The following is an 18,781-nucleotide window of genomic DNA, read 5'->3' on the forward strand; positions in this document are numbered from 1 at the left end:
CGTTTGTTCGGGGCTAGTGTGAACCGCATGTCGGACGACCGCGGATCCTCCAGCCTCCTCACCGTTCTCATCGCGTTCGGCGCCAATGTGATCGTCGCGCTGGCCAAGACATTCGCTGCCGTGATCACCGGGTCCGCGTCGATGGTCGCCGAGGCGGCGCACTCGTGGGCGGATGCCGGCAACGAGATCTTCCTGCTGCAGGCCGAGCGCAGCTCAGCGAAGCCGCGGGACTCCGCGCATCCGGGCGGCTACGGTCGCGACGCGTACGTCTGGTCGCTGTTCGCCGCGGTCGGGTTGTTCACCGCTGGGGCCGTCGTCTCGATCATGCACGGGGTGTCGCAGCTGACGAGCGAGGAGCCGGGCGGCGACTACCTGATCAACTACATCGTGCTCGCGGTCGCCTTCGTGTTCGAGGGCATCTCGTTCCTACAGTCGTACCGGCAGGCGCGCGGGAAGGCGTCGGAGCGGGGAACCAGCACCCTCGGCCACATTCTCAGCACGTCGAACCCGACGCTGCGTGCGGTCTTCGCCGAAGACGCGGCGGCGCTCATCGGACTGGTGATCGCCTTCTTGGGCATCCTCCTGCACGAGCTCACCGGCAACGCGGTCTTCGACGCGATCGGGTCGATCCTGGTCGGCGTGCTGCTGGCGATCGTCGCCATCATCCTGATCGACCGCAACCGGCGGTTCTTGCTCGGGGAGCCGGGCTCGGAGCGGGTGAATCAGATCTTCCTCTCGGCATTGCTCGAGCATCCTGAGGTCGAGAAGGTGACATACCTGCATCTGGAGTACGTCGGGCCCGAGCGCTTCTACCTGGTCGCCGCCGTCGATCTGATCGGCAACGATCCCGAGTCCGATGTCGCCTCCGATCTGATGGCGGTCGAGGCGGCGCTCGAGGAGAGCCCGTACATCACGGAGGCGGTGCTGACGCTGTCGCGCCCGGGGGCGACAGCACTGCAGGAGACGACCGCCGGCTGACGTCCGCGGATTGCGGTCAGTAACCGTCCGCAATCCGCGGCAGACTGGGTCGCATGGCGACGACCGGTTCACGCACCCTCCAGCTGCTCTCGCTCCTTCAGACGCAGCGGTACTGGCCCGGAAGCGTTCTCGCCGCACGGCTCGAGGTCTCGGTGAGGACCCTGCGCCGCGATGTCGACCGGCTGCGCGAGCTCGGCTATCCGGTCGACGCCACCCGCGGTGTCGACGGCGGGTACCAGCTCGCCGCCGGCGCCTCGCTCCCGCCGCTCGTCGTCGACGACGAGGAGGCGGTGGCTCTCGCCGTCGGGCTGCGGACCGCTGCGCAGAGCGGCATCGCCGGTATCGAAGACGCGTCGGTGCGCGCGCTCACCAAGGTCGTGCAGGTCATGCCTCCCCGGCTGCGCCGCCGCGTCGAGGCGCTGCGTTCCGCGACGGTCGCCGGTTCCCTGCGCCCCGGCCCCAGCGTCGACGCCGAGGTGCTCACCACCATCGCGCAGGCCTGCCGCGACGAGGAGCGGCTCGACTTCGTGTACACCGCCCGCGACGGTGAGCGCACCGACCGTCGCGTCGAACCGCACCGGCTCGTCTCGGTCGGGCGCCGCTGGTACCTGGTCGCCTACGACCTGACCCGCTTCGACTGGCGCAGCTTCCGCCTCGACCGGCTTTCCGGCCCCCGGGCGACGGGCTCGCGTTTCCGTCCGCGTGACCTGCCGGCCGACGACGCCGCCGCGTTCGTTCGCGCCTCGCTCGGTGGCGTCGCGCCGACCCCGCTGAACGTCGTCGCGATCGTGCGCGCACCACTGGCGGATGTGCAGGCCACGATCGGCCCCTGGGCGACCACCGAGCCCGTCGACGACACGCGCACGCGCATCCGGATGACGGCGGACAATGCCGACTGGGCGCTCTACGGCCTCGGCGCCGTCGACGCCCCGATCGAGTCGGTCTCGCCTCGCGCGGTCGCGGAGCGGATGCACGTCTGGGCCGAGCGGTTCGCAGCGGCGAACGCCTCCGAAGGCACCGGCGAACAGGCACCGGGCATCCACGACGCATAGACTGTTCCACCGTTATGACCAACGACATTGCCCGGCGAGAGCCCAGTCCCGCCGACGTGCGCCGCTGGCGCCGATACCTCGCGGACGAACGGGCCGAGGCCTCCGTCTACCGCGACCTGGCCGGACGGCGGACCGGCGAGGAGCGGGAGATCCTCCTCGCGCTCGCCGAAGCCGAACGCCGGCACGAACAGCACTGGCTCGACCTGCTCGGCGACCGGGTGGGCAAACCCCTGCGCGGCGACCTGCGCACGCGCGTGCTCGGCTTCCTCGCGCGGCGCTTCGGCTCCGTGTTCGTGCTCGCGCTCGCACAACGCGCCGAGGCGCGATCGCCGTACGGCGCGGATGTCGACGCGACGCCGCAGATGGCCGCCGACGAGCAGATCCACGAAGAGGTCGTGCGCGCGCTCGCGGCCCGCGGGCGTCAGCGGCTCTCCGGCACCTTCCGCGCGGCGGTGTTCGGCGCCAACGACGGGCTGGTGAGCAACCTCGCGCTCGTGCTCGGCATCAGCGCCAGCGGAGTGCCGAATCACGTGGTGCTGCTGACCGGCATCTCCGGTCTGCTCGCGGGCGCGCTGTCGATGGGAGCCGGCGAGTACGTCTCGGTGCGCTCCCAGCGCGAACTGCTCGAGGCATCCACCCCGAACCCGGCCGCACGCACCGTGCTGCCGGATCTCGATGTCGACGCCAACGAACTCACGCTCGTGTACCGCGCCCGCGGAATGAGTCCGGAGGACGCCACGACCCACGCAGCCGAGGTGCTGAGCGGGCTCGCGACCTACAACGTCGAACCGGATGCGGACGCCGTCGAGGTGGACGAGCACGAGTCCGTCGGCAACGGCTGGAGCGCGGCCGTCTCGAGCTTCTGCTTCTTCGCGTCGGGCGCGCTCATCCCGATCATCCCGTATCTGTTCGGGCTGCAGGGCACGACGGCGGTCATCGTCGCGGCGGTGCTCGTGGGCATCGTGCTGCTCGGCACCGGTGCGGTCGTCGGTCTGCTCTCCGGCGCCTCCCCGCTCAAGCGCGCCCTGCGTCAGCTCGCGATCGGGTACGGCGCTGCAGCGGCGACGTACCTCCTCGGCCTGCTGTTCGGCGCGACGCTCGGGTAGCCGGCGCGACGCTCGGGCAGTCGGACCGGCCGTCGGGTGCTGCGCCGGACGCCCGTGCTACCGGTTGCGGTTGCGGTCCCGCTCGCGGCCTTCGTAGCCGCTGCCGTAGACGATCACGCCGACGATCGGGATGAGCAGGAACCACAGCCAGCTGTAGGCGAAACCCCAGATCCAGCTCGTCAAGAAGAACAGGATGAGCGCGATGAACGGCACGATCGAGACGATCACGTAGCCGTTGCGACCGAACGGGCGGCCGTCCGAGACGCGACCGGGACCGTAGCCGTCGCGGGTGCCGTAGCCGTCGGCGGAGCCGTACGCGGCGGGTGGACCGAACGACGCGGCCGATCCGGGCTGCGCTGCTCCAGGCGGCACTGCTCCGGGCGGCGCCGCGGCCGACGGAGCGGCGTCGTCGAATGCGACGAAGCGGGGCAGATCGGCGAACAGCGGCGCGAGGTCGCCGCGGGTCACGGCGGTGCGGGCGGACTGGACGCGAGCCTGGACCTCATCCTCGGTCAGCCGGCCGTCTGCGGCGTGCGACTGGAGGGCGGCGACAGCACGATCGCGCTCTGCATTGCTGAGGCGGAATGCACCGGACGAGTCCGAATAGTCGGTCATTCCGTCAGTATGGCAGCAGCCGTCACACCGCGCGAGAGGTGCGGAATGGGGCTCTTGGGACGTCTCGAGACGCTGTTGTCGCCCCTGATCAGCGGTCGCCGCGCCCGACGAGCCGGCCGATCCAGTTCTGCCAGGAGATGAGGATACGCGGCGGGGTGTGGTGGCGCCGGCTGTTGTTCTGCAGGCGCGGACCCCGGTTGCCCTGACCGGCCCTCACCCGATTGCGATGCGGCTGATTGGCCGCGGGTGCGTCGCTGTGCGCCGGCACTCCGGGGACGCTGTGGGTGGCATCGTGCAGGGTGGATGCGAGGGTGTTCATGGGTTCTCCTGTCGGGATCAATCGGGGACGATGACGAGGCGGGTGCCCCGGAGATCGGTGCGGGTCCATGCCGACTCGATCTCACTGAGGGGCATGGTGGTGACGTCGATGGCGAGCTCGCCGCTGCGCAGCCAGTCGACGACCTGCTGGTAGGCGGCAGCCATACCGGAGGCCAGGTTGCGGGCGGCACCGTAGATCTCCAGGCCCGAGGTGCGCAGGGCGTCACCGGTGAGGCTGATCGCAGGGCCGGCGGACTCGCCGATCTGCACGAGGCGGGTGCGCTCTGGCATGGCGAAGCTGCCGGGGATCAGCGCGCGGGTCAGCAGCTCGGTGGGTCGACCCCAGAGGTAATCGATGACCACGTCGTACCCGTCGCCGGCGTGGTCCCGGAACGCCTGCACCAGTTCGGCGTCGTCGACGGCGGTGTTGATCACGGCGTCAGCGCCGAGCGCCGACAGCTGCCGGAGGGCCTCCTCGTCGCGTCCCGTGGCCACGATGCGTCCGGCGCCGAGGAGCCGCGCGATCTGAACGGCCAGTCGCCCGGCCACGCCGGTCGCGCCTTGCACCAGCACGGTCTCACCCGAGCTGAGACCGCCAGCGGTGCGCATGCTCATGGCGCTGATCGCGGAGGACAGCGCCGCCGCGATCGGCGCGCCGATCCCCTCCGGGATCGGCGCCGTGTGGGTGGCGGGCACCGCCGCATACTGCGCGAGCGTTCCGTACGGCGGCGTGACGCCGCCGAACCCGACGACGGTTCCGTCGGGCAGGCGGCCGATGCCGTCGAAGCACGGGATCGCCGGCAGCGCCGCCTGGAACGGCGCGGACGTGTAGTGGGTGCCGGCGACGATCGCGCGATCCACGTTCTCCACCGCGACCGCCTCGACGGTCACCAGCACCTGACCTTCTCCGACCTCAGGGTCGGGAAAGTCCTGGAAGCGCGGAACGGCTCCCGCGCGGTCCACGACTGCTGCCTTCACGGTCTTTCGCCTTCTCTCTTACAGTGTTAGAGCGCTAGGGTATTTCTAACACTGTAAGAGCGATCGTGCAAGGAGGACTCATGGCGTTGGACCGGCAGCAGGTCGTCGACGAGGCCCTGAGTCTGCTCGACGACAAGGGTCTCGAATCCCTCAGTCTCCGCACCCTCGCCGGCCGCCTCGGCGTGCAGGCGCCCACGCTCTACTGGCATATCGGCAGCAAGGCCGAACTCCTCGACGCCCTGGCCGACGCCATCATGGACGACGCCATCGCGGCGATCCCCGCACCCGGACCCGACGGCGAGTGGTCGGAATGGCTGCTGACCGCCCTGACCGAGCTGCGGAGGGCGATGCTCCGCCGCCGCGACGGCGCCCGGATCGTCTCCGGTGCCCGCCTTTCGTTGCGTCGCGCCGACTTCTCGGAGTCGGCCATGTCCACCCTCGTCGACCACGGGATCGAGCTGCAGAGGGCGCGGCTCCTCGTGCTCGCCGGTGAGCGCCTCACGGTCGGCTACGTGCTCGAAGAGCAGGCGCCGACGGACGAATCGCAGCAGCCCCCCGATCTCGAGGAACTCCTCGGGCGATTCCCCGTCATGACCCGTGCCATCGGCGAGTACTTCCACGACGGTCGCACCTCGGACGACCTCTACCAGGACACCGCACGGCTCCTGCTGGGCCTTCCACCGCACGCCTGAGTCACCGGCATCTCGACGCTGCCTCGACCTTCGCGACGCCGGATCGCTATGCGCGCGACAGTGGTTGGATCTACACTCGGATTCGAACATACGTTCGAGTCGACGAGGTGAGGACAATGGCGGAGATCGACGAGACCGTCGCGGTGTGGACGACGGAGGACGGCATCCCGACCCGATTGGTGTGGCGTGCGACCCGGTACCGCGTGAGCGACACCCCCACCGTCTGGGCCGACGTCTGCCGGTGGTGGCGCCCGTTCGGCGAGAACCGCTACGGCATCGGCGCACTCCCCCGCGAGATCGGCGGCTGGCGCTTCCAGGCCACCGACGACGAGGGGCGTGCCCATGTCTTCGACGTAAAGCACGACGACGACCGGCGAACCTGGCGACTGGTGCGCATCTTCGACTGAGCGCGCGTTCCGGATGCCCGTCCCGTGTGTGCTGGATGCGATTCCGCGCCCCGGACGCCGTTCTGCTCCGGATGCACAGCGGCCGCCGTCCGCCGCGTGCCTCCCCCGCCCGATCTGCGCGGCGGACTACTCTCACGGGGTGACGTACGACCGCTATGGATCCGATGTGCTGGCGACCGATTGGAAGAATGCCGGCCGAAAGCCCGTGCCCTCCGTCGAAGCCGTCCGCGACCTCGTGGTCGAGGACGCCGCCAGCGGCTTCTGCGGCGCAGTGACCCGCATCGAGACCCAGACCGTCGAACTCGAAGACTACTTCGGCAAGAAGCGCGTCTTCCCGCTCAGCGGCAGCTTCCTCATCGACGGCGAGCCGGTGACGCTGGTCGTCCCCAAGCAGAGCGGCGGCGCCAGGGCGCGCACCGCATCCGGATCGTTCGCGGTCGACGACCAGCGTGCGCGGACCGCGCGCGCGAGCCGCATCTTCGTGGAGGGCAAGCACGACGCCGAGCTCGTCGAGCGCGTGTGGGGCGACGACCTGCGCGTCGAAGGCGTCGTCGTCGAATACCTCGAGGGCGTCGACGACCTCGACGCGATCGTCCGCGAGTTCGCACCCGATCGCAGCCGCAGGATCGGCGTTCTGGTCGATCATCTCGTCCCGGGTTCGAAAGAGAGCAGAATCGCAGCAACCGTGGCGCGCGGGCCGTTCGGTGCCCATGTCATGGTGGTCGGGCATCCGTACATCGACATCTGGCAGGCGGTCAAACCGGAGCGCGTCGGGCTCCGGTCGTGGCCGGCCATCCCCCGCTCGATCCCCTGGAAACACGGGATCTGCGAGGCGCTCGGTCTCCCCCATGAGACGCAGGCCGACGTCGCCAGAGCCTGGAAGCGCATCCTCGGAACGGTACGCAGTTACGCCGATCTCGAGCCGGAGCTGCTGGGCCGGGTCGAGCAGCTGATCGACTTCGTGACAGAGCCGTAACAACTCGAACGGGTGCCTTTTTGGCGTTTCTGCCACTAGGCTGGGGCATACGCCGTGTGTTTTGCATGTGTTGGAGCGGTACGATCCGGAACCGGAGCGTGGCCACCTTTTCAGGAGCAGGCTTACAACACTCGGCGAGGCCCCGACGTTCGGGGTCGAGAATTCGCTCCTGGAGGAGACATGGCAACAGGTACGGTCAAATGGTTCAACGCCGAAAAGGGCTTCGGCTTCATCGCTCCCGATGATGGTGGCGCTGACGTTTTCGCCCACTACTCGGCGATCACTTCGAGCGGCTACCGCTCGCTGGAAGAGAACCAGAAGGTCGAGTTCGAGGTAACCCAGGGCCCCAAGGGCCTGCAGGCGGAGAACATCCGCCCGCTCTAATCGTTGAGCTCGTGAGAAGGGGTCGGACCGTTCGCGGTCCGGCCCCTTCTTCTGTGCCCGGGGGCTACTGCCAGCCGAACTCCGTGTAGGTCTCGCCCCGCCCGATCGCCTCGATCGCGTGTCGGACGGCCGGCACCACGTCGTCGGGCAGCCGATCGACCCGGGCCCAGAGCAGCTCGGAGCATTTGTCCGGCTCGCCGATGGCCGGCCGGGCGTCACCGCGCTCGGCGGTGAAGAAGAAGTCGATGTAGGTCTCGCCGTCGGCGCGGCCGTGCTGCACGAGCGCCATGCGCACGTCGTCCGGAGCGAGCTCGACCAGGATCTCCTCGCGGGTCTCCCGCAGCAGCGCCTGGGTCGCCGACTCCCCCACCTCGATGTGGCCGGCCGGAACGGCGAGCTCCCCGTCGCGGTACCCGGTGCCCGCGCGGCGGAGCAGCAGGATGTCGTCGCCGTCGCGCAGGCAGAGATAGACGGCGGCCGGGTAGGTGGAGCGCATAGTCGATTGTCACACCGGGGGCGTATCGTTCGTCGTGTCCGCCTGGGTCCGTCGCCGGGCGGACGGGGTTCGGACCCGTTCAGGCGCGACACGCGCGGGGCGCTCTTTCGCAGCAGATTCCATTTGCGATCTTCGAACATATGTTCGAAAATTGATGTGTGTTCTCCACAGCAGCCGCCCTCGCCTCGCCGGTCTCCGACCGGTCGCAGGTGCATGAGCTGCAGTCGCGCATCCGGCAGATGCAGGCCACCAAGCTCGACGACCGGCGGCAGGAGACGCATCCGGCCCTCGCCTCGCTGCTGCCCGGCGGAGCGCTCAAATCGGGGGCGGCCTATTCGGTGCGCGGCTCCACCACGCTGGTGATGGCGCTGCTCGCCGGCCCGAGCGCGGCCGGTGCCTGGTGCGGAGTCGTCGGCATGCCCGACTTCGGCGCCGAGGCCGCCCGCCGGTTCGGCATCGATCTGGAGCGGCTCGTGCTGGTTCCGCATCCCGGCGAGAACTGGCTCACCGTGACGGCCGCGGTGGTCGACGTGCTGAGCGTCGTGGTGATCGTGCCGCCGGCACGGGCGAGAGACGGCGATGTCGCACGGCTCACCGCCCGGCTGCGGCAGCGCGAGTCCACCCTCATCGTGGTCGGCGACTGGCCCCAGGTCGAGGCGACCCTCACGGTGTCGCGCAGCGGGTGGGACGGCCTCGGCGACGGAACGGGCTATCTCGCGGCGCACCGGGTCACCGTGGAATCGGCGACCCGCGGCGGCCCAGGATCGCTCCGACGGGCCGACCTGTGGCTGCCCGATCCGAGCGAGAGTTTCCGGGCCGTCTCGCCCGCGGCCGTCACCGGACTCTCCGCGATGGATGACGTCCCGCATCTGGAGGCGGTGATCTGAGTGCCGGCCGTGACCAGAGCGATCGTGCTGTGGTGTCCGGACTGGCCGGTCACCGCGACCGTGCAGACCCTCGAGCTCCCCGCCACCGCCCCGCTCGCGCTCGTCGACCGCAACCTCGTGTTCGCCTGCTCGGCGGCGGCGCGCGCCGACGGGGTCAAGCGCGGCCTGCGCATCCGGGAAGCCCAGGCCCGCTGCACCCAGCTGCTGGTGCATCCGTACGATCCGGTGCTGGATACGCGTGCCTTCGAGCCGGTGCTGGCCGCCATCGAAGAGATCACCCCCGGCGTGCAGGCGGTGCGTCCCGGTACCTGCGTGCTGCGTGCCCGCGGGCCGGCGCGGTATTACGGAGGCGAGCAGCAGGCGGCCGCCGAGCTGCTGCGCTGCCTCGAAGGACTCGGCATCCCCGACGCGCGCATCGGCATCGCCGACGGCCCGTTCGCAGCGGAGCAGGCGGCACGCAGCACCGGCCTCGATCGCGTACGGATCATCCCGCCCGGCGCCTCCCCCGACTTCCTGGCGCCGCTGCCGGTGTCGATGCTGGGCCAGGATGCGCTCACCCCGCTCCTGCACCGTCTCGGCATCCACCGGCTCGGTGACCTCGCCGCGCTCGATCCCACCGACGTGCGTGAGCGGTTCGGGGAACTGGGCGCACGCTGCCACACTCTGGCCAGCGGCCTCGACGGGGCGGCCGTCGTGCCCCGCACCCCGCCCAAGCAGCTCGACCGGGTCATCGAGTTCGAGCCGCCGCTCGACCGGGTCGATCAGGTGACCTTCGCCTTCCGCGGCACCGCCGAGACCTTCATCGCCGGCCTCACCAAGGCCGGACTGGTGTGCACGGCGCTCCGCATCGAGGTGACCGACGAGTCGGGCCGGGCGAGCGAACGCACGTGGCTGCATCCACGGCTCTTCTCCGCCGCCGACGTCGTCGACCGGGTGCGCTGGCAGCTGCAGGGCAGCGGGGCGGTCGACAGCGGACTCGGCTCCCCCATCATGCGCGTGCTCGTCGCCCCCGAGAGCGTCGACGACATCGGCCACCACGAAGACGGTCTGTGGGGCGGAGGCGCCGACGAGCGCATCCACCACGGGTTGTCCCGGGTGCAGAGCATGCTCGGTCACGACGCCGTGCTCACCGCGACGATCGGCGGCGGTCGAGCCCTGGCCGAGCGGCAGATCCTGGTGCCGTGGGGCGACCGCGCGGTCGGCGCGGCCCGCGCCGAGCAGCCCTGGCCGGGGAGCCTGCCGGCGCCCGCCCCGGCGACGGTGTTCGAGGTGGCGCGTCCGGTGGGCGTCTACTCCGCCGGCGGAGACCCGGTGACGGTGGATGAGCGGGGAACGGTCAGCGCGCCCATCCACCGCTTCTCGGCCGCCGGGTCGGCCCTGGATGCCCGCGAGGCGCGCAACGCCCGCGAGGTGACGGCGTGGGCGGGTCCGTGGCCGGTGCGCGAACGCTGGTGGGACCCGGAGCACGCGCGCACGGTGCAGCGCTTCCAGGTGGTCGATGCCGACGGCACGGCTTGGCTGCTGGTGCTCGGTGACGAGGGCTGGCGGGCGGAGGCGCGGTATGACTAGGGAGCGCAGCGATGGGCTGGAATAACCCCCCGATCCCGTGGGCCGAGTTCGAGAGGCGGCTGTCGGGCACCCGGCGAACCGGCGAACAGGTCGATGAGCGGCCGTCGTCGCGCAAGCGTGCCCCGTACATCCCGCCGCCCGTCGTGCCCGACGAGCCCGACGACGGCCACGTGCCATACGCCGAGCTGCACGCGCACTCCAACTTCAGCTTCCTCGACGGCGCCAGTTCGCCGGAGGAGCTGCTCGAGGAGGCCACCCGGCTGCGCCTGCACGGTCTCGCCATGACCGACCACGACGGGCTCTACGGGGTCGTGCACCTCGCCGAGGCCGCCGAGGCCTACGACCGGGTGAAGACGGTGTTCGGCGCCGAGCTCTCGCTCGAGCTCAGCAAGCCGCAGAACGGTGAGGCCGATCCCGAGGGCAGCCATCTGGTCGTGCTCGCCCGGCAGCAGGCCGGCTACCACGCGCTCGCCGCCGCCCTCACCGCCGCCCAGCTCGCCGGCCAGGAAAAGGGCCGACCGCTCTACGACCTGGCCGACCTCTCCGACCGTTCCGGCGGGGACTGGGCCGTGCTCACCGGCTGCCGCAAAGGCGATGTGCGACGGGCGCTGGCCTCCGACGGCGAACGGGCGGCCGAGCGCGAGGTGGCGCGCCTGGCCGAACTGTTCGGGCGCGACAGCGTGCTCGTCGAACTCATCGACCAGGGCAATCCGCGCGACACCACCGACAACGACGCACTCGCCCGCATCGCCGAGCGGCTCCGCATGCCCGTGATCGCCACCAACAACGTGCACTACGCCTCGCCGGCCCAGCATCCGCTCGCGTCCGCGCTGGCGGCCGTGCGGTCCCGGCGCAGCCTCGACGAGCTCGACGGCTGGCTCCCCGCGGCGAACACCGCCCACCTGCGCAGCGGCCGCGAGATGGCGGCCCGGTTCGCCCGCTACCCGGGCGCGGTGGAACGCACCGTCGAGATCGCCGACGACCTCGCGTTCCGGCTGCGCAGTGCCCGGCCCAACCTCCCCGCCCAGGAGGTGCCGGAGGGGCACACCCCGATGAGCTGGCTGCGGGAGCTCACCTGGCAGGGCGCCGCCGAGCGGTACCGGCACATCGACGAGGCCAAGCGGGAGCGCATCCAGCGGGAGCTCGACGTGATCGAGGCCAAGAACTTCCCTGGCTACTTCCTGATCGTGTACGACATCGTCCGATTCGCGCGCAGCCAGGGCATCCTCTGCCAGGGGCGCGGGTCGGCGGCCAACTCGGCGGTCTGCTATCTGCTGGGCATCACGGCGGTCGACTCCATCAAGTACGACCTGCCGTTCGAGCGGTTCCTCTCCAGCATGCGCGAGGAGGAGCCCGACATCGACGTCGATTTCGACTCCGACCGGCGCGAGGAGGTCATCCAGTACGTCTACCGTCGCTACGGCCGCCTCAACGCCGCCCAGGTGGCCAACGTCATCACCTACCGCCCCAAGAACGCGGTGCGCGACATGGCGAAGGCCCTCGGCTACAGCCCCGGCCAGCAAGACGGCTGGTCGAAGCAGATCGACTCCTGGGGATCGATCCAGCCGACGGCCGACCACGACATCCCGGATGAAGTGGTCGACCTGGCACAGCAGGTGCTCAAGTTCCCGAGACACCTCGGCATCCACTCCGGCGGCATGGTGCTCACCGACCGCCCGGTCGGCGAGGTGTGCCCGATCGAGCACGCCCGCATGGAGAACCGCACCGTGCTGCAGTGGGACAAAGACGACTGCGCCTGGATGGGGCTGGTCAAGTTCGACCTGCTCGGGCTCGGGATGCTCAGCGCGCTCGACTACTCGATGAAGACGATCGCGTCGGCGCTCGGCGAGGAGTGGACGCTCGACAGCATCCCGAAAGAAGAGCAGGGCGTGTACGACATGCTCTGCCGAGCCGACTCGATCGGCGTGTTCCAGGTGGAGAGCCGGGCGCAGATCGGCACGCTGCCGCGCCTGCAGCCGCGATCGTTCTACGACCTGGTGATCGAGATCGCGCTCATCCGGCCCGGTCCCATCCAGGGTGGCGCGGTGCATCCGTACATCCGGCGCAAGCTCGGGCAGGAGAAGGTGACCTACCTGCATCCGAAGCTGGAGCCCGTGCTGGAGCGCACGATGGGTGTCCCGCTGTTCCAGGAGCAGCTGATGCAGATGGCGGTCGCGGTCGGCGACTGCACCGCAGAAGACGCGGACCTGCTGCGCCGGGCGATGGGATCCAAGCGTGGGCAGGAGAAGATCGGCACCCTGCGCGAAAAGCTCTACACCGGCATGGCGAACAACGGGATCACCGGCGACGACGCCGACGCGATCTACGCCAAGATCGAGGCGTTCGCCAACTTCGGGTTCGCCGAGAGCCACGCCATCAGTTTCGCCCTGCTCGTCTACGTGAGCTCCTGGATGAAACTGCACTACCCCGGCGCCTTCCTCGCCGCGCTGCTGCGGGCGCAGCCGATGGGGTTCTACTCGCCGCGCACGCTGACGGCCGACGCCCGACGGCACGGTGTGGTGGTGCATCGTCCCGACATCCAGCTCTCCGAGGTGTTCCCGGTGCTCGAACCGCTCGACGAGGCGCACCACGAGCCCACCGGCGACGACCCGTGCCTGCAGACCGACCAGCCCGAGATCGGGCCCTTCCGGCGCGCGATCCCGCTCGACTACGCCCGGCATCGCCGTGACGCCGGCCATGCCGTGCGCCTCGGGCTCGCCGGTGTCACGTCGATCGGCGAGAAGCTGGCGGCCCGCATCGTGGCCGAGCGGGCATCCGGTGGTCCGTACACCGACCTCGGCGACCTGTCCCGCCGCGTCGGGCTGAACGTCGCCCAGCTGGAGGCTCTGGCCGCCGCCGGCGCCTTCGAGAGCATGGACCTCAGCCGGCGTCAGGCCATCTGGGGCGCCGGCAATGCAGCGCAGGAGAAGCCGGAGTACCTCAGCGGCACCAGCATCACGGTGCAGCCGCCGCTGCTGCCGATGCTCACGCCGGCCGAGCAGCTCGCGAGCGACCTGTGGGCGACCGGCATCTCGACCGACGACCACCCGATCGGCTTCCTGCGCTCGGAGCTGGCCGGTCGCGGAGTGCTGAGCGCCGAGCAGCTGCCGTTCGCCGAATCCGGCCGGCGCGTCGAGGTCGGCGGTGTGGTCACGCACCGCCAGCGTCCGGCGACCGCCGCCGGCGTGACCTTCCTCAACCTCGAAGACGAGACCGGCCTGGTCAACGTGATCTGCCCGGTGGGGGTCTGGAACCGCTACCGACGCGTCGCCAGGGAGGCGCCGGCCATGGTCATCCGGGGCATGCTGGAGCGCTCGGAGGAGGGCGTGATCAACGTGATCGCCGATCGCCTCGAGACGCTCGGGGTCGGGATGCGCACCACCTCCCGGGACTTCCGCTGACGAACGCGGCTACACGTTGCCCGACTTCTCCTCGTCCTCGAAGCGGAGGTGGCGCACGCTGCGGCCGTTGCGGCGCACGAGCTTCAGCGCCTCGACCCCGATCCGGATGTGCCGGTCCACGAACTCCGCGGTGACGCTGCGGTCGCTCGCCTCCGTCTTCACGCCTTCCGGCACCATCGGCTGATCGGACACCAGGAGCAGGGCACCGCACGGGATCCGGTTGGCGAAGCCGGCGGCGAAGATCGTCGCGGTCTCCATGTCGACGGCCATGCACCGAGTGCGCCGCAGGTAGGTCTTGAACGCGTCGTCATGCTCCCAGACACGGCGGTTGGTCGTGTAGACCGTGCCCGTCCAGTAGTCGAAGCCGAGATCGCGGATCGTCGTCGAGACACCGCGCTGCAGCTGGAACGCCGGCAGCGCCGGCACCTCGGGCGGCAGGTAGTCGTTCGATGTCCCCTCGCCCCGGATAGCGGCGATCGGCAGCACCAGGTCGCCGATCGCATTCTTCTTCTTGACGCCGCCGCACTTGCCGAGGAACAGCGCCGCTTTGGGCGAGATCGCGCTCAGCAGGTCCATGACCGTCGCAGCGTTGGGGCTGCCCATCCCGAAGTTGATCATCGTGATGCCGTCCGCGGTCGCATTGGGCATCGCGCGGTCGGATCCGCGCACCTCGACACCGCTCCAACTGGCGAAGCGTTCGACGTAGTCCCCGAAGTTGGTGAGCAGGATGTGCTCGCCGAAGTCGGCCAGCGGCGTCCCGGTGTACCGGGGCAGCCAGTTGGAGACGATCTCCTGTTTCTCTTTCATGATCACACCATCCACCGTCCGCGCCGGCTCGCGCTCAGACCACGCCGGTCGTCCCCAGCAGCGCTCCGATCAGGAAGGTCGCCGCGAGGGCGAGCGCTCCCCCGATCACGACGCGGAGGGTCGCCCTCACCCGTTGGCTTCCACCGATGAACGCGGCGACCCAGCCGGTGACGGCCAGCGCGACGAGCACGGCGACGAACGTGACCGGGATCCGGATGTCCGCCGGTAGCAGCAGGATGGGCACGAGCGGGAGGATGCCTCCGATCGTGAATGCGACGGCCGACGCCAGCGCGGCGTGCCACGGGCTCACCACATCGTTCTGGTCGATGCCGAGCTCGGCCGACAGGTGCGCGGAGAGCGCGTCGTGCTCGGTCAGTTCCACCGCCACCTGGCGCGCCGTCGTCCGGCTGAGGCCCTTCGCTTCATAAAGGCCCGTGAGCTCCTCGAGCTCCGCCTCCGGCATCTCCGCCAGCTCGCGACTCTCCTTCGCGATCAGCGCGTGCTCGCTGTCACGCTGGCTGCTCACGGACACGTACTCGCCGAGCGCCATTGAGATCGCACCGCCGACCAGCGCGGCGAGGCCGGCGGTGATGAGCGGGGCGAGCTGCGGCGTCGCGCTCGCGACGCCAACGGCGACGGCGGCGACCGACACGATGCCGTCGTTCGCCCCCAGCACGCCGGCGCGCAGCCAGTTCAGCCGTTTGGCCAGCCCCTCCCGGTGCGGCTCCTCGGGATGCTGCCCGGGGACCGCTGCCCTGTTCGCGCCGTCAGTCATACGCCAAGCACAGCACGTCCGCGCCGCGCGCGCCAGGCAATCGCGCGCTCGCTCGCCAGCGACTTGCGGCGAATGTGCGGTCCCGCGCACCCCCGACCGCACATTCGCCGCAACTCGACCGTCGCGCAGGCGCCGGCGCCAGGCCGCCTCCGCGAACGGTGTCAAATGTCGCTCATTCCACGCGAATGCGCGACATTTCGCACCTCTCGCGAGAAGCGACCTGCGCTGACACCATAACGCGCTCGCGAACGGTGCCGAACGTCGCTCATTCGGGCGAAATGCGCGACATTTCGCGCCTCTCGCGCGAACGCCTCACCACGGAGACTCACGCGAGCCACCACGCGGCATCGAGTTGCGGCGAATGTGCGGTCACGCGCACCTCCAACCGCACATTCGCCGCAACTCGACCACCGCGCCGGCGCCGGCACCGGCGCCGCACCGGCGCGGGTGCGCCTCTCGCGCGAAGCGAGCCGCGCTGGCACCATGACGCACTCGCGAACGGTGCCGAACGTCGCTCATTCCGCTCGGATGCGCGACGTTCGGCGCCTCTCGCGAGGGCCGCCCGCGCGCGCCGCCGCTCAGACGAGCGGGCGGCCGAGGCGCTTGCGCAGAAAGTCGATGCGCGACTGCAGCTGCGTCACGCTCGCCTGCGCCACCGCCGGCCCGCCGCAGACGCGGCGCAGCTCCGCGTGGATGAGGCCGTGCGGCTCGCCCGTGTTCTTCGAGTAGAGGCCGACGAGGCTGTTGAGCAGCGAGCGCTGCTCCTTGAGGTTGCGGTACAGCGGCGCCGGCGGGTGCCCCTCCGCCGAGGCCGGCCGCGACGACGTGCGGCGCGCCTGCCGCTGCTGTCGCTGGGTGAGCAGCTCGTGCACCTGATCCGGCTCCAGGATGCCCGGCAGTCCGATGAAGTCGAGCTCCTCGTCGCTTCCCGGCACCGCGTAGCTGCCGAACTCCTTGCCGTCGTACAGCACACGGTCGAAGTTCGCCTCGGAACCGAGCGCCTCGAACGCGAACTGCTCGGTCAGCGCCTCCGACGCCTTCTCGTCGCGGTTGGCCTCGGCCATCATCGCGTCTTCGGGGTTGTAGAAGTCGCCTTCGGCGAGCTCCTCCGACGCACGGTCGAGCGCGTGGTCCCGCTCGAGTTCGAGCGCATTCGCCAGCGACATCAAGGCGGGCACGTTCGGCAGGAACACCGAGGCCGTCTCACCGCGGCGACGCGCACGCACGAAGCGTCCGATCGCCTGCGCGAAGAACAGCGGCGTCGAAGCGCTGGTCGCATACACCCCGACGGCGAGCCGCGGCACGTCCACGCCCTCGGACACCATGCGCACGGCGACCATCCACCGCGACGTTCCGGCGGAGAAGTCGGCGATCCGGTCGCTCGCCTCCTTCTCGTCGGAGAGCACGACCGTGACCGGCTCCCCCGAGATCTGCTGAAGCAGGTCGGCGTAGGCGCGCGCCGCGTAGTGGTCGGTCGCGATGACCAGGCCGCCGGCATCCGGGATGGCGTTGCGCACCTCGGTGAGGCGCCGGTCGGCCGCGTTGAGCACCGCCGGGATCCACTCCCCTCGTGGATCGAGCGCAGTGCGCCACGCCTGCGACGTGATGTCTTTGGTGTTGCCCTCGCCGAGACGGGCCTCCATCTCGTCGCCGGTCTTGGTGCGCCAGCGCATGTGCCCCGCGTAGACCATGAAGATCACCGGACGGACGACACCGTCTTCGAGCGCGCGCCCGTAGCCGTAGTTGTAGTCGGTGAGCGAGGTGCGGATGCCGTGCTCGTCGGGCAGGTACGTCACGAACGGGATGGGCGCCGTGTCCGAACGGAACGGCGTTCCCGTCAGCGAGAGGCGGCGGGTCGCCCGCTCGAACGCGTCACGGATGCCGTCGCCCCAGCTGAGCGCGTCGCCGCCGTGGTGGACCTCGTCGAGGATGACCAGCGTGCGGTAGCTCTCGGTGATGTCTTTGTGCAGGCTCGGCCGCATCGCGACCTGCGCGTACGTGACCGCGACACCCTTGTAGTGGCGCGCGTACCGGCCGTCGGAGTTCTTGAACTCGGGGTCGAGGTGCAGCCCGACGCGCTCCGCCGCCTCGGCCCACTGCCGCTTGAGGTGCTCGGTGGGAGCCACAACGGTGACGCGCTCGATGATGCGGCGCGACAGCAGCTCCGTCGCGAGACGCAGCGCAAAGGTCGTCTTGCCGGCGCCGGGCGTCGCGGCCGCGAGGAAGTCGCGTGGTTCGCTCTGGAAGTAGACGTCGAGCGCCTCGGCCTGCCACGCGCGAAGCTTGTTCGCCGTTCCCCAGGCCGCACGCTCGGGGAAGGAGGGAGAGAGATGTTCCGCCGCGAAGGTACCCGCGTGCGCGCCCGGACGATCGGGTTCGGAGGGTGAGGTCGGCGTTTCCACGTGTATCGAATTTACCGCCTGCCGCCGACATCCGCCGACCCGTCGTGCGGCCCGGGCGCGCCGAACCCGGCCCCGTCGCGACGACCGCGCATCGCGAGAAGTGCAGAATGGAAGCATGGCCGAAGCACAGCATCCCTGGTCCCGTTACGTCGCTCTGGGCGACTCGTTCACCGAAGGGATCGGCGATCCTGAGCCTCGGAGCCCCGGTGGCCACCGCGGCTGGGCCGACCGCGTCGCCGAGGTCCTGAGCCGGCAGACCGACGACTTCGCCTACGCCAACCTCGCCGTGCGCGGCAAGCTGATCCGCCAGATCCTCGACGAGCAGGTCGAGCCGGCGGTCGCGCTTCGCCCCGACTTGATCACGATCTCAGCCGGCGGCAACGACGTGATCCGCCCTGGCACGGACCCCGACCAGATCGCCGCGCTCTTCGACCAGGCCGTGCAACGGCTGAGCGCGGAGGGCGCGACCATCGTCGTCTTCACCGGCGTGGATGTCGGCTTCTCCCCCGTGTTCCGCGGCATCCGCGGCAAGGTCGCGATCTACAACGAGAACGTGCGTGCCATCGCCGCCCGCTACGACTGCATCGTCGCCGACCAGTGGTCGCTCACCGAGATCCAGGACGCGCGGATGTGGGCCCCCGATCGCCTGCACCTCGCCCCGCTCGGCCACCACACCGTGGCCCGCATGGTGCTCTCCGCCCTCAACGTCGAGAACGACCTGCAGCCGCTCGAACCCGAGCCGCTGCCGGAGCGCACCTGGCGTCGGGCCCGCTCGGAAGACCTCTCGTGGGCGCGCGAGTACCTCGTCCCGTGGGTGATCCGGCGCATCCGGCACCAGTCATCGGGCGACCTGGTCAAGCCGAAGCGTCCGGATGCCGGCCCGTTCGTGATCCACACGGAGGACTGATCGCAAGCGCCTCTCGGCCCCGAGACGGTCG

General features: G+C 70.2%; 18 protein-coding genes. 11 read left to right on the top strand and 7 right to left on the bottom strand.

Features of this window, described 5'->3' with window-relative positions:
- The first annotated feature begins 27 nt into the window (after positions 1-27).
- From PKE84_RS18365 to PKE84_RS18375, 3 genes are read left to right on the top strand one after another with little or no spacing between them, the layout of a single operon-like run.
- Positions 28-978: a cation diffusion facilitator family transporter gene (locus PKE84_RS18365; RefSeq protein ID WP_271178687.1), complete on the top strand. Its 951-nt coding sequence runs from the start codon at positions 28-30 to the stop codon at positions 976-978.
- Positions 979-1,031: 53 nt separating this feature from the next.
- Positions 1,032-2,030: a helix-turn-helix transcriptional regulator gene (locus PKE84_RS18370; protein WP_271178688.1), complete on the top strand. Its 999-nt coding sequence runs from the start codon at positions 1,032-1,034 to the stop codon at positions 2,028-2,030.
- 14 nt (positions 2,031-2,044) lie between these two features.
- A complete protein-coding gene (locus PKE84_RS18375) occupies positions 2,045-3,136 on the top strand; it encodes a VIT1/CCC1 transporter family protein (RefSeq protein ID WP_271178689.1) in 1,092 nt (363 codons plus the stop codon).
- 57 nt (positions 3,137-3,193) lie between these two features.
- Here PKE84_RS18375 and PKE84_RS18380 read toward each other — a convergent pair whose 3' ends face one another.
- From PKE84_RS18380 to PKE84_RS18390, 3 genes are all read right to left on the bottom strand, one after another.
- Positions 3,194-3,751, bottom strand: a complete 558-nt coding sequence (locus PKE84_RS18380; protein WP_271178690.1) for a DUF1707 SHOCT-like domain-containing protein — start codon at positions 3,749-3,751, stop codon at positions 3,194-3,196.
- A gap of 88 nt (positions 3,752-3,839) precedes the next feature.
- Positions 3,840-4,070, bottom strand: coding sequence for a hypothetical protein (locus PKE84_RS18385; protein ID WP_271178691.1), 231 nt, complete (start codon positions 4,068-4,070; stop codon positions 3,840-3,842).
- Positions 4,071-4,087: 17 nt separating this feature from the next.
- Positions 4,088-5,047, bottom strand: a complete 960-nt coding sequence (locus tag PKE84_RS18390; protein ID WP_271178692.1) for a quinone oxidoreductase family protein — start codon at positions 5,045-5,047, stop codon at positions 4,088-4,090.
- A gap of 80 nt (positions 5,048-5,127) precedes the next feature.
- Here PKE84_RS18390 and PKE84_RS18395 point away from each other — a divergent pair, with 80 nt between their 5' ends.
- From PKE84_RS18395 to PKE84_RS18410, 4 genes are all read left to right on the top strand, one after another.
- On the top strand, positions 5,128-5,739 hold the full coding sequence (locus PKE84_RS18395; RefSeq protein ID WP_271178693.1) for a TetR/AcrR family transcriptional regulator C-terminal domain-containing protein: 612 nt from the start codon (positions 5,128-5,130) through the stop codon (positions 5,737-5,739).
- Between the two features lie 116 nt (positions 5,740-5,855).
- Entirely contained in the window at positions 5,856-6,146 is a 291-nt protein-coding gene (locus PKE84_RS18400; RefSeq protein WP_271178694.1) for a DUF6504 family protein, read from the top strand.
- Between the two features lie 139 nt (positions 6,147-6,285).
- Positions 6,286-7,122: a DUF3097 domain-containing protein gene (locus tag PKE84_RS18405; protein WP_271178695.1), complete on the top strand. Its 837-nt coding sequence runs from the start codon at positions 6,286-6,288 to the stop codon at positions 7,120-7,122.
- Between the two features lie 180 nt (positions 7,123-7,302).
- Positions 7,303-7,506 carry a cold-shock protein gene (locus tag PKE84_RS18410; protein WP_271178696.1) on the top strand — a complete coding sequence of 68 codons (204 nt, stop codon included), beginning with the start codon at positions 7,303-7,305 and terminating at the stop codon, positions 7,504-7,506.
- Between the two features lie 64 nt (positions 7,507-7,570).
- On the opposite strand, the gene PKE84_RS18415 is transcribed toward PKE84_RS18410, so the two are convergent.
- Complete coding sequence (locus PKE84_RS18415) at positions 7,571-8,002, bottom strand: NUDIX hydrolase (RefSeq protein WP_271178697.1); 432 nt, start codon at positions 8,000-8,002, stop codon at positions 7,571-7,573.
- A gap of 158 nt (positions 8,003-8,160) precedes the next feature.
- Between PKE84_RS18415 and imuA' the strand changes: the two genes are divergently transcribed.
- Genes imuA' through PKE84_RS18430 form a run of 3 tightly spaced genes read left to right on the top strand, consistent with a single transcriptional unit; the run spans position 8,161 to position 13,859 of the window.
- Positions 8,161-8,889 (top strand): DnaE2-dependent mutagenesis accessory factor ImuA', encoded by a 729-nt coding sequence (gene imuA', locus PKE84_RS18420; protein ID WP_271178698.1) that lies wholly within the window; start codon positions 8,161-8,163, stop codon positions 8,887-8,889.
- Positions 8,890-10,458 (top strand): DNA polymerase Y family protein, encoded by a 1,569-nt coding sequence (locus PKE84_RS18425; protein WP_271178699.1) that lies wholly within the window; start codon positions 8,890-8,892, stop codon positions 10,456-10,458. It begins immediately after the preceding gene.
- Between the two features lie 11 nt (positions 10,459-10,469).
- Entirely contained in the window at positions 10,470-13,859 is a 3,390-nt protein-coding gene (locus PKE84_RS18430; protein ID WP_271178700.1) for an error-prone DNA polymerase, read from the top strand.
- A 9-nt stretch (positions 13,860-13,868) separates the two neighbouring features.
- On the opposite strand, the gene PKE84_RS18435 is transcribed toward PKE84_RS18430, so the two are convergent.
- From PKE84_RS18435 to PKE84_RS18445, 3 genes are all read right to left on the bottom strand, one after another.
- On the bottom strand, positions 13,869-14,666 hold the full coding sequence (locus PKE84_RS18435; protein WP_271178701.1) for an AMP nucleosidase: 798 nt from the start codon (positions 14,664-14,666) through the stop codon (positions 13,869-13,871).
- Between the two features lie 34 nt (positions 14,667-14,700).
- Complete coding sequence (locus PKE84_RS18440) at positions 14,701-15,441, bottom strand: VIT1/CCC1 transporter family protein (protein WP_271178702.1); 741 nt, start codon at positions 15,439-15,441, stop codon at positions 14,701-14,703.
- A gap of 578 nt (positions 15,442-16,019) precedes the next feature.
- Positions 16,020-17,843 carry a DEAD/DEAH box helicase gene (locus PKE84_RS18445; RefSeq protein WP_271178703.1) on the bottom strand — a complete coding sequence of 608 codons (1,824 nt, stop codon included), beginning with the start codon at positions 17,841-17,843 and terminating at the stop codon, positions 16,020-16,022.
- Between the two features lie 115 nt (positions 17,844-17,958).
- On the opposite strand from PKE84_RS18445, the gene PKE84_RS18450 reads away from it, so the two are divergent.
- Positions 17,959-18,750 (top strand): SGNH/GDSL hydrolase family protein, encoded by a 792-nt coding sequence (locus PKE84_RS18450; RefSeq protein ID WP_271178704.1) that lies wholly within the window; start codon positions 17,959-17,961, stop codon positions 18,748-18,750.
- Positions 18,751-18,781: the final 31 nt, after the last annotated feature.

Source organism: Leifsonia poae, from assembly GCF_027921845.1.
GTDB classification, from domain to species: domain Bacteria; phylum Actinomycetota; class Actinomycetes; order Actinomycetales; family Microbacteriaceae; genus Leifsonia; species Leifsonia poae.